This is a genomic window from Pseudomonas sp. GL_090 (assembly GCF_057837765.1).
On the sequence record NZ_CM174452.1, the window covers coordinates 3,292,574 to 3,310,216 of the forward strand.

Genomic DNA, 17,643 nt, shown 5'->3' on the forward strand with positions numbered 1-17,643 from the left:
AAGGAGCGCTGTGCCGCACTGTATTGGGAACTGATAGACCACAGAGTACAAGGGGAACGATGCCAACATTGAATTACGGCGATGTCTAAGTCATGGAGCATGAAGTCCACCTTGATCTGTAATTAACCGGAAAGCATTAACTATCAATAAGTTACCGACCTCCGGTTAATTACAGACGCTGACCGTATTCATGAGAAGCGAAGCTCATGAACACAATGTCAGTGAACGTGCTTCGAATATGACGTGTTATCGGTGAGAGGAGCGCTGCATTTTCTCTCGCGTTCTTGCTGGCGCCCTCTAAAGATCAGGCTACGCTGGCTATTAGCTACGTACTGCCCGCTTCCCGATTTGCCTCCTCCCTTCAATTCAAAGCCTTGGTGCGATTCGGCTTGGGCTAGAAGGACTTAGATAACTCATTCGGACAACTATTCAAGGAGCATTGCCGATATGCCTTTAGTGTTCATACATGGCGTCAACAACCGCGACGGTGAGGCCTACCATGAGAGCGAGGTGGGCCGGAATGGATTCATCCGTGAAGTGGTCGCGCCGGCCTTAGGCGTCGACCGAGATAGCCTCAGTATCCTTAGCCCCTACTGGGGGCAGCACGGGGTTCAATTCGCCTGGAACATGGCCGTGTTACCCAACCCGGACGACAAGTTTGAAGCATTTGGTGCTGATGCCGACGGTGAGGCATTTGGTCGAGTCGCTGGTCTGGTCGCGGAATCCCCAATTTCCGGAGACATTGTCGCCGAAGCTCATAAGGATTTTCCGGCCACTGTAGATTTACTGTTCGCCTCTGCTATAGCAGGCGCAAAATCGGAAGGAGAAGCTCGAGATCTTTCGCGCGCTTACCAAATAAGTGCGAGTTACGCGGAAAAACACCCTCACCCGAGCTGGCTTTCTACTGCCACCAACGACAATTTCCTGGATCAGTTGAATTACGAGGCCGATGCAAGCAGTGAAGAGAGTTTCGGTGGCGGTGGCATACTCGAATCTCTCAAAGAAGGTCTTTCACGGTTAAAAGGCGCGACCGCCGATCAAGTCACCGCTGTCGCCGGCAAACTTCTGCGCAAGAAACTCAATGCAACGGTTACCCGCTTCGCTGGTGATGCCTTCGTCTATTTGTCGCGACGGGGCACCAAGGAAGCTCCAGGCCCAATCGTCGCCACCGTGCTGCAGGCGTTGCGAGATGCTGATCAAAAACGTATCGATAAAGACGACAAGCTCATAGTCATCGCCCACAGTTTTGGCGGCGAAATCATGTACGACATTCTCACCTATTTCGCACCCGACATTCAGGTTGACTGCTTGATCACAGTCGGGTCCCAGGTTGGGCTTTTCGAAGAGATGAAGTTGTATGTAAACAGCAGTCCCGATGTACCGCCCAATCCACCAACTGGAAAAGTCAGCCGGCCCGCTAGCGTCAAGAGATGGCTCAATGTCTTTGATACCAATGATATTTTGAGTTATCGACTTGAGCCTGTTATCAGCGATGTAACGGATTTTTTCTATGATACGGGTTATAGCTCAACCGGTGCCCACGGAGGTTACTTCCTGCGGCCCAGCTTCTATCGACGCCTAGCCGCCCGGTTATCGCAAGCATGACCTTGATCTACCAGGTGGACCCCGCGGCCGTCACTCCAGGCACCCATGTTTTAGCCATTGCGGTCGGCCGCTATCCACATCTTCTTGGGGGAGATCCTGGTGCGCTGGCGAATAAACCTCTGGGTCTGAAACAGCTGAAGTCCCCACCTGTATCCTTAAGACATCTGCTGGACTGGTGTTTCGCACCTGAACTCCATCCTGACCCGCCGGCATCACCTGGGTTGGTGAATAACCAGGCCCCTCTCGCTAGCGTGGAAGTACTCGTTTCCGCAGACGAACCCTTCGTTGCACAAACGCCGGACGGACAATGCGATGTCGAGAGCGCAACCCGTAACAATATCCAGCTGGCTTTCGAAAACTGGTTAGCCCGGATGCGTACCCACCCGGGCAATATTGGTGTGTTCTATTTTTGCGGTCACGGCATCATGGTCTCTGATCATTATTTGCTAGCCGATGACTTTGGAGCGAGTCCTGCTCAACCTTGGGCGAACGCCTTTGATATTTCCAACACGATGAGGGCTGCAGAACGCGAGGTTCAAGGAGGCATGTACTTCTTCATCGATGCATGTCGCGAAATATCGCGGGATGTGGCCATGACTCTCGCCGCTAACCCCTCCCCCCTCTGGGCACCAGATCTGTCCAAGCGACTGATTAGTAGTTCGCTGACAGCTATTTATGCGACAGGAGAAGGCGAACTGGCTTACGCCCCGCTGGGCGGTGAAGTATCGAGATTTACTTCTGCACTGGTATGCGCGCTTTCGGGATATTGCGGAATCAAGGCACCAGGTACCCAAACTTGGAATGTTACGGGCGAAACGTTGGCTGCGGCGGTAAGGAATATCCTCAATGTTGAACACGAATATACGCAAGGTAAACCAAACCAAAAGCAGGTGAGCGAACAGCAAATTCGCGGCGAGCCAGTCCCCATTTTGACCCTGTCGCGCCCTCCTCTCGTCAAGGTGGTTTTAGATTTGGATCCAGTGCAGCGACGCGCTATGTACGATCTGTACCTTCAGTCAGTATTAGGCGGGCGTTATTCTCAAAGCTGCTTGAACCAAGCATTCCGAATCGATCTGCCAAGGGGGTTTTACGAGGTAGGAGCACTTGACCCAGCAGGTGGATTGCCTCATGTGCATCACCAGGAGGAAGAGCTCATTCCCCCGTTTTATACGCTCACTATGCGGTCACAGCCATGAAACGTATCCGAGTGAATCTGAACTATCGCGCGAACACTAACAGCTCTAAACAGCTCAACACTTCGGGTCCTGCCTTTCCAGTGCGAGCGTTGGACTCGGAAGGAACTGTCCTGGCCGAAGGCGTGGCCAGTAACTCGATTGCCGCTGATTTACAGATACCGGCAGATTCAACGCAGGTCTTCATTCGCTTGACTTGGCCTTCGGGTCGGGCCGAGATCCAGCGTGCCTCCTTTGACGTGGGCCAAGACGATCAGGCTGTTGAAGTCAGCTTTTTTGATGAGGGCCCCGTCTCCGATGAGCGCACCGGTTGGGCCATTCCCAAACTGAACGCTCGCACACCTTTAACAAGGTCGGAAAACGACCTGAGTCTTGATCTAGGTAAGTTTGATCGTGTCTGGCTTCGCCTGTGGCGATTTGCTAACGGAATCTGGCAGCAAGAGCGCTTGAAGCCGGAGGAAACGTACCGTAGCGGCGCTGCCTGGCAGTTCGACCTGCGGCTCGATGCGTCCGCTTGGTTGCTGCAAATTGGCGGATCTCAAATTATCTGGCGATTTGTGGCTATTCCGTCTGGTGGACCTGCAAGGGTCTTGATCACCCCCAGTGCCTCAAAGGACCTGCACGCCGACCTTTTAAAGGTCGTTGTCACCGGGTTTCGCGAGGAGGCCGAGAGCCTCCTGGAATTTTTAGCACGTGATTCTGTGCAGGCTGCCGGAGCAATGGCCGAATTCCAGCGGCGTGCGACGCACCTGTTCACTGAGAAGTATGAAGACCCCGTCGCGGCAGTAGCCGCCGCTTATTATCTGCTACGGGTTAATCGTTGGTACAATATTCCGGAGCGTTGGTTTGATAACTTGGCAAACTCGTTCACATGGATTGCCGATCCGGCGATCATTTTCTGCGTACGTCATTTAAGGGATGGCTTTGAGAGCCAAAATTCTGAACAGCGTGCTCGGAGTATGTTGGTTGACAGCCTAAATCGAGGCTGGCCTATTTTCGCCGAAGGGGTTTCTTTACTCGAAGAAGCCGCGGCCTTATTACGAGACGGGGCTTCGCCCTTGGAGAAAAAGCTCTTCAAGCAAGTGGAGGCACTGGGCGCGGCTAAGGCTTGGGCGGGAGCTGCGACTAGTTTTTACGGTCGCTATCCAAATGAGCCAAGCGCGTTGAAGTGGGTAGGTATGCCTTCTGCTCCCCGCCGCTATAGTCTGAAAAAAGAGTTGAGGAACTCCAACCCAAAAAATGTTCCGCTCACACCAGACACCCCGCTTGTTCCGCAATCGCAATCACAACCCCTGTCAGGGCGCGGATTAAGCTCACGATCTTATAAGTCTGGCGTCTCCAGCGTTAGCGTGGGGACCAGTAATCGAAATGAAAACGATGAGTTTTTCTTGGGTAACATTCCTAGAGGACTCGACATTGGGCCGTGAAATTATAATAAACCATCGGCCGTGCTTGCCTAATCCCAACGCTTGCTGACGCAGTAACGTGTGAGATCAGCCAACTGCTACCGCACAGTGGGTCGCGCTGTAGCTATGAATGCCACAGATCGCCGTCTACATCTCTCAATTCAGGTAGCGTATTCACATCGTTAATGGTGATGCGAGGGTCTACTGACAGGACGTTGGGGAATTACTTTCCAGTTATGCTAGTAGCTCTTGGGGGACGTAGGGGAATGTTGCCGGTTTTCACGCCTTAATAATCCTAATTAAGTTGGCCCCGCGTGGTCGCAGGGCCCGGTAGAAAATTAGGAATCGCCTTGGGCGGAAGGATTACCCCATCTTGTCGGTTTCGTATCCTGCACTGGCTTTGGGGACTGCTTGGGGGGAGCGACCGTACGGTTCTGAATCAATTTCACAGCGTCCATCAAAGGCACCCCATCCAAAAAAGCGGCCTTCGCAAAGGCCTTTTCGGCAGGAGACAAGGGTCGACCGAGAATGTCTTCCAACAAAAGCGAGTAAGCACGCTCCAGCAACGAAAATGCAATATCTGCTGCATCGGCACCTGCTGGGGCTAGCTCAACTAAGAACGCTTCATATTTGGTAAGCGGTCTTCCGATGCTGCGTTCGACTTCGGCAACTGTAGTAGGGGTCATAATGCTCGGCTCGAGGCAAAAAGCCATTATAAGCAAAACTAGAAAGCCCCGGACGTTTCGGTCATTATAATTTTCGAAGCAATGATCCAATACGTGACGAACTAGCAGCCCAAAGCAAGTAGGCTTGAGAGCCGTTTTCTGGCGGAACACGAATGCGCGTGGCGAATGTAAAAAGCGTTTATGCCCGTTAGCTCCGAAAACCATTTTACCAGCGTCCACAACGGCACCGCCGACTGCTCGAAATCGATCCACCCTCTCAACCGCCCCAGGTGTGGTCATAATGCATGCTTTCGAGGTAGTACAGACTGGGTGCGCAAGTATCTGCGTTGAGCTCTGGCGCGATGCAGCAAGCGCCTACCCTTCTCATCCGGCTCGATCCTCATGCCTCGAAGGCAGCGGTCATCACCGAAACGCAATATCAAACACTTGCGAGAACCTCCGGATCATACCGGGCGCATCCTTGTTGGTGGCGCCAAACATCATTAGGAAAAACTCGCGCAAATCGCTGGCATCGCCCAGGGGCTCATTCTTACCGGGCCTGCCATTCAGGAGCACCTCAGCGATTACGCCGGCGTTGCAGCAACTGATGTCCCGATCGGCGCCTCCCAACAGCCGAAGATCCCCGGCGTTCATCCACAGCCCGTCCTCCGGCAGGAATACGGTCACGGCCCGGCCACCATCGCGCACAAACCTGCCGACGATCAGGAGATACCGGTACTGTAGAAGGACGTCACCGGTCGCGCCAATAAACGGCGCGCTGGCCACTTCCGCAGCGTCGAATGAGAATGTTCCTTGCCCGAGTCTAACGATCTTAAGTGAATCGCTCCGTGGGTTCAGCTCATCGCTGTCAGGTAAAGTGTAGAGGGGCAAGGCATCGCTAACCGCGCTACTAAGCGGCGCGATGGTGCTGTCGCGCAGCAGCGCTCCGGACGGAATATCGAGCAGCCGGCTGAACTCCACAAAAAGGTTGTAATGTGGTGGTGTCCCGGCTGGGGGGTAGACTACGAATCCTGTTGCATTCGCCATCGCCTGGCTACTACCCCGGTCCAGGGAAAAGCCGAACGGTCCGAAACAGTCGAGATCATCGGCCAGTAGCCGGTCGAGTTCCGCGCTTTTGAGCGGTAGTACGTTGTGGTCCGGCAGCGGACCGTAGCGTAACTCTGTAGGTTCGGAATTATCCCCTATCTCTGTCTTCACATGCGCCACTCGCGCTCGCAATCGCTCACCTATTCCGTACTCTCTGAACCATGGTTCATCGAGAACGACCAGGAACGCAGAGCCGGCGCCTTTATCGGCCGTGCGCGGACTGGCGTTCATCGCGCGAATTAGCGGCAATACGGCCAGCAGTTTGGGCGGTTTGATCCGCAAAGGATTGCCGCGGAACGGCACTGCTATTCGGCGCGGTCCATGGCATCTCCATCCTTTCGCTGCAAAACGCCTCGATAGCGCGAACGCAGGACCAGATGGTATCGAAGGTAGTCGGCGGCCGTGATGCCGTCGCGCCGATCGACGTAAAGGGCAATTTTGTCGCTGTAGTCCCGTGGAAACCTCAAGATGACCTCTTCGCGTCGCACAAAACCTTGGTCAAGCCCGACCAGTTCGTCAAAGTAGCTGACGAGCTCAGAATCGGGCGCATCCCGGTGCGCCGAATCCATGATTTCCGGTGGCGGGCCGCTAGCTAGCCGCCGACGCCACTCGGCAGGCGACGTATTTCCATCAAAAGTGGCTCTTGCAGGCACTGGCAAGTTACGCCAAACCCAGCGCTCACAGGAGATTCTCATCTGATGGACATGTTGCAGACGACGCTGCTCCTTGGCCTCTAGGCGCGAGAACTCGTACCGGAGTTCGACATTTCCCGCTCCGTCCGCCGTGAGCAGCAGATTGTCTGCATGCAAGTCCGGAAGTTCACCGCTAGCGCTTTCTGCAAATACGACACTCTCAGCGAAGGCCCGGTACGGTGTTCCGTCACCCGCGAGCCAAGGCTCGCGTTCGAGAAGCCTGCTCAATGCCTCCTCGTCCATGCGTTCGAAATCATCTGGCGCGATCAATGGGACGAAGCCGAGCCTCACATGGCTGCCGGGCGCAATGAGAAAACGAAGCTTGTGCGTGCGCGCGTCGGCCTCGAATTGGTCGGCATCGCCACAGGCCAACGTGATGCTGGCCACCTGAGCGAGGTTGATGTACTTCGTTTCAGCTTGGCTGTCGAAGCGGTACCGTATACCCAGCGCCGTCACCGCTGGGTCGCACGGAAGTCCGCCAGATTCGGCACTGCCCCCGTCGGCGAGCAAGAAATCACGGGTTTGGTATATCGAGGTCAATGCCTCCTTCAGTGCGTCCACTGCGGCTTTTTGCGCCACCGGCGCCAGGGTCGTTGGCGGTATGCTCCAGCGCAGCAGCGTGTGTTCGTCCACGCGTGGCGCCTCCACGCGGAAGGTTACCGAGGACGGCCATCCGGCGGCGTTGTCGACAATTTTTTTTTCGCGGAACACTTTGCGGTCAGACGGCACAAGCAAAACCGAGGTGGGCCGCGCGACATTCTCGGCGGGAGGGGGTGCCTCTTCCAGGCAGCGTAGCCATACCTCGTCGGGCGTTTGCGGCCAACCGTCTATGGGCGGTAGGATGTTGCAATGCCCGACGGCTACCCGACGCAGGAAGCGCACACGATCCCGCTGTGGCGGTGAGAGACGGGAGATGCTGGTAGGGTCGAACGCCCAAGGTTGATCGGCCAAGCACAGCTCGGTCGCTTGGCCTCCGGCCCGGTCGATCACGCTCGCCGCGAACTCGTAGTGGTCTCCGTATCGCAGCGGCAACGCCCGCAGCGCCCAAGTCGGGCTGGCGAGCCTTTTCAACTGCGCGAGCATCATGCCGACCTCGTCACCGTCAGCCTCCCTCAGATTTTCGCGATGCACGCGCTCCATTGGGTTATGACACACGAGGTTGGCGCCGCTGTACGTCAGTTCCCGGCACAGCACTTGATCGACGTAGCCCGCTGTCACGCCGAGCACCCGATCAGACGAGGTAATCAAGGTGCTTCCCCCGTCGACGGTCGTTATTGCGTATCGCCCTCCACTCAATGCGTGCCAACCGGCAGTCGACGTGTCATCCGGGACATCGAGCGCCGCAACCTCTGAACTGCGGCGCCCGAAAAACTGGATTGCTGCAACGTCGTCCACTGCCGGGGCCAACTGCTGGTCCTCGTGCCGCAATCGCATGAGCTCGTCGCCCACGATCAACTCGATGCCCTCGTCCGGTCGGCACGGACCGGGATCGCGTGGAGTGAACGCGGGCAGGAGTCGATCACGCAGCAGGATCAGCAGGCGCGGTTTTGCTTCGCTACGGATTTCCGTGTGAATGCCCTTCTGCGAAATGTCCATCAGACTGCCCAAGGTGCTGGAGGCCTGTTCGAGATAGCCTTGGCGAATGGCCTGCACGGTGTCGTCCTTGCTGAGCAGCGCGTCGCGAATGATGCTCCGACGCTTGTCTGCAACCCACTTACTTACAGTGTCGACCCCTTCTTTCCACCGCTCCAGAGCCGCCTTCGTCTCGACGACGGTCGCGGGGCGGGGAGGTAGGGCCACGCCGCTGGATTCACAGGCATTCGTCCATTCTTCGATGCTGAGAGCGCTCAGCATCGCGCCGGGCCCCAATGCCGTTTCGACGCGCGTGGCCAAATCCAGCAACGAGTCGTCGCGACTGTCGCGGATGCTCAGCCAGTAGTTGTCCAGTTCGTCTAGACCGTGGGCCAACGCGCCCTCCAGTACCAGTAATTGGCAGTACGCCCGGACATCCGCGGTGCTGTATGAATGGACATGCACCGTGGGATCAACTCCGGCCTGGGTACCGGTGTAGTTAGACCCTAGCACGCTCACCGGGGAGGCAGAGATTGCCATGCCGGGATTTAGCTGCCAGTTCCCGTCGGCATCCAAAGACGCCAGTCGATCCCTATCAACGTTGAAGAACCAAGTGCTCTTTAGGGTCGACGGGGTGGGTTGGGCAAGGGTGTTCAAGGTATTCATCAGGCCTGGCCATGAGATGGGGACCATTTCGTCTGCGTCTTGGAGTTCCTGAGACGTTCCATCGTAGGTAAATGTCAGGCGGCCATCCTGTGCCAGACGTTCACCACGAGCGAGCACAGTGGCTCGAAGGGACTCTATAAATGGCACGTTGTCTGGCAGCGGGGCTATCGGGGTGCACCGCGTTATTTCGATGCCGTTCTGGTCGACAATGACGACCTCCGGGAGCGCATCGCTCCAAACCATCCAAGGCAACGTGGGCAGGATCAAGTCTGCGCCCGCCTGCGGCGAATCTGGCTCGGCAGTCATTCCGATGGCAATACGCAGCGCCATCGGCCAGGTTGGATTGTCCAGAAGATCCTGTCGGGGACCGACAAGTGATAGCGTCAAGCCCAAGCTGAGAGAAGTCACGGTTCGCTCCTGTAAACGGCCAGGGTGTCAAAGAAGTCCTTCACGGCGGCAGCCACATCGGTGGGAGGCCGCGAGCCGTAGTCCGGTGGATCCGCCAACTCCGCTGTTCCATTGCGCGCCGCCGTGGCGTCCGAAAATGCCGTCGGCAACCCTTCGGACAATGTCGTGATCTTAGGGCGACTGGCGTTCACTCGAGCGCCAGAGCCGTTGCTGTTGCTTGCGCCCGAGAAGACCTTCTGCGCCGTACGCGAGACACGCAGCGTGTAGCACCAGCAAATACGGATGCTCACGCTGAACGTTCCCGTGCCCACCATGCCGCCGTTGTCGGTGTATGTGATGCGCAGCACCAGGCGAATCGACGCCGAGGCGATACCCATCACAGAAAACTCGCCCCAGATGAGGATGCCGACCGAAATGGCGGTGCTTCCAACGCCGCTTTGCCAATCGCGGTAGAAATCGACCCCGCTCGTGAAGAGAATGCCCGCGCTCCCTTGGGCAAACCCGAAATTAAGGGCGACAAAGGCGCCGGCCGACACGCCCACCGACACTCGCGTGACAAAGTGAGACGGCGGCTTATACGTAGCGTCGATGCCAAACCAGCCTCCCCCGCCAAGGAACAACACCGCCAGAGCGAAAGGTCGGTCGGGCTTGCTCAGCCAAAGACCGGTGCTGATCTCGAATCCGTCGCTGATGAGCAGATCCAGGTGTGTATTGAGCGTGACGCCGGTCAATGTGAAAGCACCGGTGCCAATGTCGGGGAGAGGCAAACTCAAGGCGGCGCTGATGCCGGAGGGCAGCATCGGCGTTATGGTCGCCCCCTCCACCTGAGGCATCAGGGCCTTAAGTGCATCGGTAACGAACTGGAGTTCCGGTGACAACTCCAGTTTCTCGCTGTCGAAGTCGAACTTGAGTTCGCCCCGCTCGTCGAAGTTGAGGCTGGCCTCGCGCAATGTGACCATGGGCTTGTCGTTCAACGACAGCTCGAAATCAGCGTTTAGTGCTGCAGCGGTACGCTGCCAACGTGTCCCGTCCTGCGCCACGCTGACGTCGCTGTCAGCGATGAAGTGCGGATCGATCAACCTCAACTTGACCGGGCCCAGGTCGAACAACGTCGCGGGCTCATCAAACTGTTTGTTGATTGCGACCTTCGCCCAGGCGCGCAGCCTGTCCTTGTCGAAACCATGCTGCAGCTTTATCCACTCGTACTCGTGAGATCCGTCTAACGGAACGTCTAGGTCAGGCAGGAAATAGGTGAGCTTGATCCCGCAAAAGTCGGGAAACAGGTCGCGAAACGCTAAACCATCTAGCTTTGGCAAGAGGCGATCCCGGATCTGATCAAACGGCATGCTCGCACTCAGCGAGTTAAGCATGTCCTGCCCAAGGTGGTTGAAGTATGCACTTGAGCGTGTGAGGCTCAGGGCCTGCTCCGCCTGGTTGTAATAATAACCGGCCAATTCGCGGCTCGACTCCAGTGCATCTGTGACCGGCCCCTCGGCTAGCATTCGAAGGGTCTCGAGGCCGGCGCCTAGATTTTGCTTTGCGATTTCGACCGTGGGACCGAGTGACGTCCGGGCCCAATCTTCCAGCTGTCGCCCGCCTGCCTGGGCATAGTTTTCCGCAATTGCCGCTTGTTCGCGGACCGCTCGTTCTAGGTCACCCAAGGTACCCGACAGTTGGTTTTTTATCTCTTCCAGCGCGTCGTTGGTCTTTGTTTGGAAATCGTTCAAGGCGTCCATGGAACCTTGAAGATCACCGAACGACAGCATGGCAAGCTCATCTGCTAGGGAATCTTTCACCTCCTCGGCCGCCCTGCCAAGCTCATAGACCACTCCCTTTGCCCCGTCGAGCAACGCGTCTCGCAAACGCTCTACCGATGCCGCGTCCTGTAACTGCTCCATCAAGTCCTTTGCCCATCGATCGATCCGGGCGACGGCAGCGTTCATCAGGCTCGTGATGTCCGCCATTTCGTCCCACATCTCTTGGAACAACTTGGAGGCCTGAGCTAGCAACGCCTCGGCCAACGGCCTGCCCACGTTCTGAGCCAATGCCATGCGCATACCCTCAAAGTCGGGGGGCGCGGCGTCAAAAGGCGGTAGGCTGTCGTTCCAACGTTCGAGCCAGTCGACCACCGGCCCGAGCTGGCCCTCGACGCTTTCCCGCAGGCGCTCGTAAACGGTGGCAGTCTTATTCTGCGACAAGCGTGAGAACCAGTCCGCCAAGGCGCCGTCGGCTATCTGATCGAGCATGTCGAGAAGATGGCGCAGTTGGATAGGAAGGCCAGCAAACCCCACGCGCCACTGAACTTCCAGGTCTGCGGCACTATCCACATCGTGCTGGTAGGCCTGTTCGATGCGGTTGATCTCGATAACTAGGTCCCCAGACAACTGCAGGAGCTTGGATTCAAAACCGTCGGCCAGCGACTCCAGCAGGCGACGTACCGCCGCTAGGGCCTGCTGTGGCACAAAGCCGACTTCACCAACACGCTGCTTCGCCTGTTGCTGGATCGCATCGACTATGGCGCTAGCCTGATTACGCGCCAACTCGATGCTCGCTGGGGCACCCTTCCCAGAAAAGTGGACTGCAAGATCCTGCATCTGCTGGCCGAGACGTGCCGCATCACCCATGCCGCCATCGACACCCTTGATGGCGTTCAAGTACTGGTCGCTGCGTTCCTTCTGTTGATCCTGCCAACTTCGCGCCGGGGCATCCTGCGGGACCGGGACCTTACCCACGACCTTCTGAAGTCGATCAACGAGCTTCCTGACGTCCTCCCGGATTTGAGGCTGCGTGTCCAACGGCGCGTTGTCTCCAGCAGCAACCCGTTCGCGCAAAGTCGCTCGCAGCTCGGCGAGACCGTCGACGAGTTGCGCTTGTGCATTGCCAAACTTGTCGGCAACGTACTCGACCTCGAATGTCTGCTTTCGCTCCTCCGTCGGCAGGCCGCGAGCCAAGTTGATGTTCGTGACCTTGGCTTCGAGTCCGGGCACGTTACGCCCGTGCATCAGGTTTACCGCTTCTTCGGCAGGGTCCAGTGTGAATGTGAACTTGCCCATGCCAAGTTCACTCGCTGCGGCATCAGGCTGACGTGCGCGGCCCCGGAAGCTACTCGTAAACGGCAGTTCTGGGGGGGCAGGACGTTTCAGAAGAGGAAAATCCACGTCTGGCCAGGCGGGCCAGGTATCGGTGTCTCCGCCATCCTGGTCCCGCGTGCTGCTAAAGAACACGAGGCGTTCCGTGCTCTTGATGCGATGTGCAATCGAGCCCTCGCCCTTACCTGACGCGCGCGCTAGATCCAGAAACACGCGGGGGTCCGGGAATTCCAGTTCGTGGCCATCCGGGATCGGGCCGCGCAGCGCAATAATAAAGCCGTCGCGTATGTCCTGCCCCCAATCGGAACGCACCGGGACTTCAATGCTGCCAAAAACGCTTTGGGTCAGGGGTCCGCAAATGGGCGTGGTCGCATCGTGGTCGGGATATCGGCGTCGCGGTTCGGTGATTTCAACGAATTCGCGAACCTTGCGTAATGCGGCGATACCGGCGAATTCCGGCTGCGCTTCGAAAGTATCTTGCTCGCCGGTAGGTTCGACCTCACTGTACCGTTTCGAACGTCGCGTCGTTCGTTCGTAGACGATCACATGCCGCGCTTTGTTCCACAGCATCGTGATACGGCCAATGCGTATCAGCGTAAGCGAGTCGAGCCGGCCCTGACGCGTGTTCGTGATGATCAGCGTCTTGCCATTGTTGAAAGCCGCCGTCTGTGTCCCTTCGCCACCCAAGCTGCCGAACACTAGCCCCTCAATGGAACCGGCGCTCGACGTCGGTTTGCCGATCAGTTCTTCGTAGACGTTGCGGGACTGGAATGGCCAGTCCACACCGCCACGCAAAGGCTCGCGGTCGGTGGCTGATCCGTCGTGGCGACTGCCGATGTCGAATGGGTGCGCCGTGTCACGCGTCGGCCGTAGGCTATATTCGAGCCCTTGATCGATTAGCAGGCGCCCCCGTTGCGCGATGTCCCGGTAGACACGCCACCACGAAGGCCGCGCCCAAAGACCGGTCAGCCACTGCGAGGCTTTTCCTGCATATGCCTGCTTGATGCCTGCTGTGTCGCGGTCGCGCAGAAGGGCCTGTAATTCGTCCGAGAACGGCACCCGCCCGATGAAACCGTCGAGCTCGGCAATGCGGAGCCCCTCGGTTTCCAGATGCGCTGCCAGACCATACAGCAACTCGAAATCCGCCGACTCCAGCTTGACACCGACCGCACCCAAGCGCCGCGCCAGTAGACGGCGCAGCGACCAGGGCGCTTCCGAGCGCGCCATGTCTACATCAGTTCGGTCCAGCCGCAGCAGCGCTGTTGGGGTGAGGCGAAAGTCAAATAGCTCGCCATTAACGGGCACACACGTTCTGACCTTAGTGCCTGGCTTGGTGGGGTTGTCTCGATCCAGGTGCAGGTAGCCCTTGACCATTTCCTCGCCGATGCCTTGAGGCGGCAGGATCACGCTCATACCACCTTTGTTCGAGAAGAACCGCCACTCTGGTGCCTGATCGGCGTCGTCCAAATATTCGGCGAGGATCTCCTCGCCTTTTTGCTCCTCAGACGTCTGGACGCGTACGACCGTCAGCGGGCTAGGATCGACCAGGATTACATCGGTCTTGTGCTCACCAGGCTTATGGAGCTGGAGTGCAAGGCGCAGCAGACGGCTTTGATGCTGGTTTGCAAATTCATGGATCGTGAGCTTACAGGATTGGGCCGCAAGGAGGTCGAAGGTCCAGGGTCGTTCGCGCCGAACCACATCGGAGAGCGTCTCAAACCCCAGCTCTGGGTCCATGCTCAGCGCCGAATACGTAGCGTTGTCGAAGCCGAGTTTGAGTTCGCTCTCCAGCGGAGCGCGACGGTACGGAGAACCCGCGTCAGCAACACTTAGTTTCAAGTGCCCCTGGTTAAATGAATCCATTGACAGTAAGACGGCGCCGATACCCAGCTTATGCGACGCCTGAGCGAGGCCTTTGCCGTCAAGTTTCCAGGAAACCATCGCCCTAGGCGCCGGTTGGTCGTCCTCGGCCCACCCACGCAACACCAAGGGCCGGCCGTCCAGGTCGAGTGCTCCGCCACAGTGGAGCGCGATCTTCCTCCGATTCCGCAGGTCGATCGACTCCAACCGCGTATCGATTAGCTTCTGGTCTGCGTCCGCCAGCAGCCGAAAGACTAGCGTGACGGGCTCGTCCGGAACATCGGTGGTGATCCAGGTCGGGACTAGGCTCAGTCGATTGCGCGAGCGGGTCGTTGCCAAGCCGAGCGCGTGGCCTTCCAGCAATGCTTGTGTTATCGATTCCAGCGTAAGCGTATCCGCCGATCGGGCACCGCGGCCGCCGGGGATATTCAACCATTCAAGTCGCCAGCCTTTACGGCCCGCCTGTTGCAAACACCGCAGTTGTAGACCATTCGCCACCAGCGGCGCGCGCGCCCGCTCTGCAAAGTCCAGTCGTAAGGCATAACCGCTGACGGGTGCCACTGGGACGAAGGCGGACGCGATCACGAATTCTGTGCAAACGTCGTAGGCTCCGTCCCCTGCAACAAGCACGAACGCCAGCGAATAATCAGACGAATCTTCCGCATCGAGGTTGGCATCGATGTGCACGAGATTCCTACACCCCGGTTGACCTGCGATGGACGCACACAGCAACGCATTGCCGCGGCTCGGCTGGCGTTTCTTGTCGACGACCCAGCGATCGCTGATCTGGGACAACCACTTGGGTGTGCTGCGGTCCAAGTCGGGTCCATCAGCGACATGAGTTCCGCTGCCCTCCATCGGCATGTCCACGAATTGGAGGTTATCGTCTTTGACTTTCAACCAAAGGCGAACCCAGATCCCCTTCTCCTGCGGACTGAGCGGCGAACTGACGTGGAATTCGAGTTTTAGGTGCCCATTCTTTGGCAGCTTGAGCGTGTTATCGGGAAACGAGCCGGATGCGGTGGACACACGTTCGAACTGGGGCACATCGCCGGCGCCAGCCGGCGTACGCTGATCCAAACGCCAGCGGATGCGGGTCTTGCCAATAACGAGAAGTATCTCGTCGAACAACGTCGCCTTGAAGTCCCCGCCAGCCAGGGTGGAGGAGATCTCCTTCCCCAACAGTTCGATATATTGATCCGCCTTTCGCGTTTGAATAATCATACGACCACCACCTTCATTGCCGTCTCTCCGACGGCCCCGAACATTGAGTTGGCGTGCCAGATCCTGCCGTCCTGTCCGATCGCCGCAGCACCACTGAGACTCAAACTCAGCGCCGGGATGGGTTGGTCCAGCCAGAGATACTTCTGAGTGCCGACGTGGAACGCGCGATGGCAAGCCTCGCCCCATTGCTGGACGATGGCGTCGGGGTGGTTGTTGCAGAGCGTCTGGAGGTCGGCCCCGGGCTGGAGCGCCGCAACGTGGGCGAGGAAATCGCTGGCGATAACCTGCTGCGCTGCATCGCGCGGCAAACGGACGTTGCCGAACCAGCCGAGCACAATCGGTGACGCCTTGAACGGAGCCAGCCATTCGCGCCACTGCACGCCACTGCCCGGAAGGATATCAGTGGGAATGCCGTATCCAGTGTAGAGCATCAATATCCGGCATTCGGCCAACTGCGGCCGGATCTCGGTGATGTCGAGTAATGACTCTTCCAGCGCCCTTCCTCGCAATCGCTGTCGTACTAGGTGCAACTGGCCCGTTTTTCGAAGGGTCACACCGATGTAGTGCCGATCGCCGCGCGCCACGACCAGATGATTGCCCGACATGGCCGCGGGCAACGGCGTCGACTGCCCCATAACGGCAAGTATCCCAACGGGCTCGCGAAACATGAGGTTAATGCCGTGCAGCAATGCGTCACCCTTGGGCCCGATCAATGTCGTCCCGCTGGCTCCAAGTAGACCTCTGAGGCTGAGCGACTTCACATCTCCGGCTGCCACTGGTTCAATCCCGTTTCCGGCCGGCCATGTGCCGGCGGCCAAAAGGCCGACGCCCGGCTCGGTCAGACCCAACTTCCCTGCGCCGATAGCGAGGTCGATCTGCTCGGCCTGCTGTGTGGGCTCGATACTGAGCATGCCCAGGAACATTTTGATTGGTTCGAGGGGCGGCGCTGGTATGGGAGGCGGCACTGGTGGCACAACGGGTGCAGCGTCGAGCTCAATCCCCCATCCGTCCAGCCGGAAATCCTTACCGTGCACGCGACCGAATCCATTGGAGATTGTGCCCTTGCGTTCGATGATGTCCTTGGCGAATCTGGGTCGCGATTTCGCGAGCGCCCCCGTGATCGCGTTCAGCTTTTCCGTCAATGTCGCCTTTGGTTTCTCTATCAGCAAGTCCTTCAACGCAGCCTTGACGCTCAGCTTTTCCTGCTTGCGCCCCAGCCCACCGTTGTTCACCTGGATGTCGAAGAACAACTGGTCCGTACGCTCGGATACCATGTCGAACTCTTTGCCGAACTCCTTGGCCTCCAGGATGGCAGGGTCGTAGTACAGCCGCTTTGCGTACGAACGCTGCAGCTCTCGAATCGCGGGAACTTTGCCCAGTTGCGCAAACGCTTTCTGCCATTCGGGTTGGAGTACAAAATTCTTCTTGCCGTCCGAGATCTGGACGGCAAACTTGTAAAGATTCTCGGGAGTGGCATCGAGTATCGACTTCAACATCTTTGCCTGGACGTCCCCGAACGCTGCGATCATCGCAGGCTCATACTTGCCAAATACCTCTTTTAACAAGGCGCGCAGTGGCCCGTATTGCAGGACTGTCTTCTTCTTGATTTTGCTGCGTGTGATCAAGATGAATCCGATAACACCCCAGGTAATGCCGGCTTTATCCCAGTTACCGGCCGCCTTGGTGTACCCGTGCCCTTCGAAGGCCGCCACCAGGCTGAGGTTTCGCTCGAAGCTGTCGGGCCAATCTGTCTCGGTGAGCTTCCTCCAGAGCGCCGCGTCGACGACCCCGGTGATGGGTAGAACCAGTTGGGACTGGACTCTCTGGACCGCAAGCTGTGTCGTTCGACCGAAGTCACTATCAATAACAGCAAGCGCTGGCTCTAGTCCCCCGTCTTCCGCAGGAACCTGAATGTTGATCAGTGCCGCTTGCAACTGCTCGACCAGATCACCGCGCATACCACGTGCTAGAACCGCTGTCACATTGATCTCTCCTTAGACGCTATGAACTCGGTGCAGCATGTGGCCGAACGAGTGGCATCATGCGAAAGCCTCTGAAGGTATAGCACTCACTTTGGCAATTGATCGGTGATCTGCAGCGAATAGTGATCATAGGACCAAAGCACGCCATTTAAGCCAGGCTGATCAGGTCGGGCG

At 57.7% G+C, this 17,643-nt stretch carries 8 protein-coding genes; 3 read left to right on the forward strand and 5 right to left on the reverse strand.

The features are described 5' to 3' along the window. The first annotated feature begins 447 nt into the window (after nt 1–447). From AC3ITA_RS14745 to AC3ITA_RS14755, 3 genes are read left to right on the forward strand one after another with little or no spacing between them, the layout of a single operon-like run. The gene (locus AC3ITA_RS14745; protein WP_489277600.1) at nt 448–1,605 is read left to right on the forward strand and encodes a hypothetical protein; all 1,158 of its coding nucleotides are present in this window, start codon (nt 448–450) and stop codon (nt 1,603–1,605) included. After that, complete coding sequence (locus AC3ITA_RS14750; protein WP_489277602.1) at nt 1,602–2,801, forward strand: caspase family protein; 1,200 nt, start codon at nt 1,602–1,604, stop codon at nt 2,799–2,801. The genes AC3ITA_RS14745 and AC3ITA_RS14750 overlap by 4 nt, the downstream gene beginning before the upstream one ends. Continuing rightward, nucleotides 2,798–4,225, forward strand: a complete 1,428-nt coding sequence (locus tag AC3ITA_RS14755; RefSeq protein ID WP_489277604.1) for a hypothetical protein — start codon at nt 2,798–2,800, stop codon at nt 4,223–4,225. The genes AC3ITA_RS14750 and AC3ITA_RS14755 overlap by 4 nt, the downstream gene beginning before the upstream one ends. A gap of 317 nt (nt 4,226–4,542) precedes the next feature. Here AC3ITA_RS14755 and AC3ITA_RS14760 read toward each other — a convergent pair whose 3' ends face one another. The 5 genes from AC3ITA_RS14760 to AC3ITA_RS14780 form a co-directional block, all read right to left on the reverse strand. Continuing rightward, nucleotides 4,543–4,890: a hypothetical protein gene (locus AC3ITA_RS14760; protein ID WP_489277606.1), complete on the reverse strand. Its 348-nt coding sequence runs from the start codon at nt 4,888–4,890 to the stop codon at nt 4,543–4,545. 402 nt (nt 4,891–5,292) lie between these two features. Then, on the reverse strand, nt 5,293–6,279 hold the full coding sequence (locus AC3ITA_RS14765; RefSeq protein ID WP_489277608.1) for a hypothetical protein: 987 nt from the start codon (nt 6,277–6,279) through the stop codon (nt 5,293–5,295). Nucleotides 6,280–6,281: 2 nt separating this feature from the next. Next, on the reverse strand, nt 6,282–9,314 hold the full coding sequence (locus AC3ITA_RS14770) for a hypothetical protein (protein ID WP_489277610.1): 3,033 nt from the start codon (nt 9,312–9,314) through the stop codon (nt 6,282–6,284). Next, nucleotides 9,311–15,487 (reverse strand): hypothetical protein, encoded by a 6,177-nt coding sequence (locus tag AC3ITA_RS14775; RefSeq protein WP_489277612.1) that lies wholly within the window; start codon nt 15,485–15,487, stop codon nt 9,311–9,313. The genes AC3ITA_RS14770 and AC3ITA_RS14775 overlap by 4 nt, the downstream gene beginning before the upstream one ends. After that, complete coding sequence (locus tag AC3ITA_RS14780) at nt 15,484–17,445, reverse strand: peptidoglycan-binding domain-containing protein (protein ID WP_489277614.1); 1,962 nt, start codon at nt 17,443–17,445, stop codon at nt 15,484–15,486. The genes AC3ITA_RS14775 and AC3ITA_RS14780 overlap by 4 nt, the downstream gene beginning before the upstream one ends. Nucleotides 17,446–17,643 lie beyond the last annotated feature (198 nt).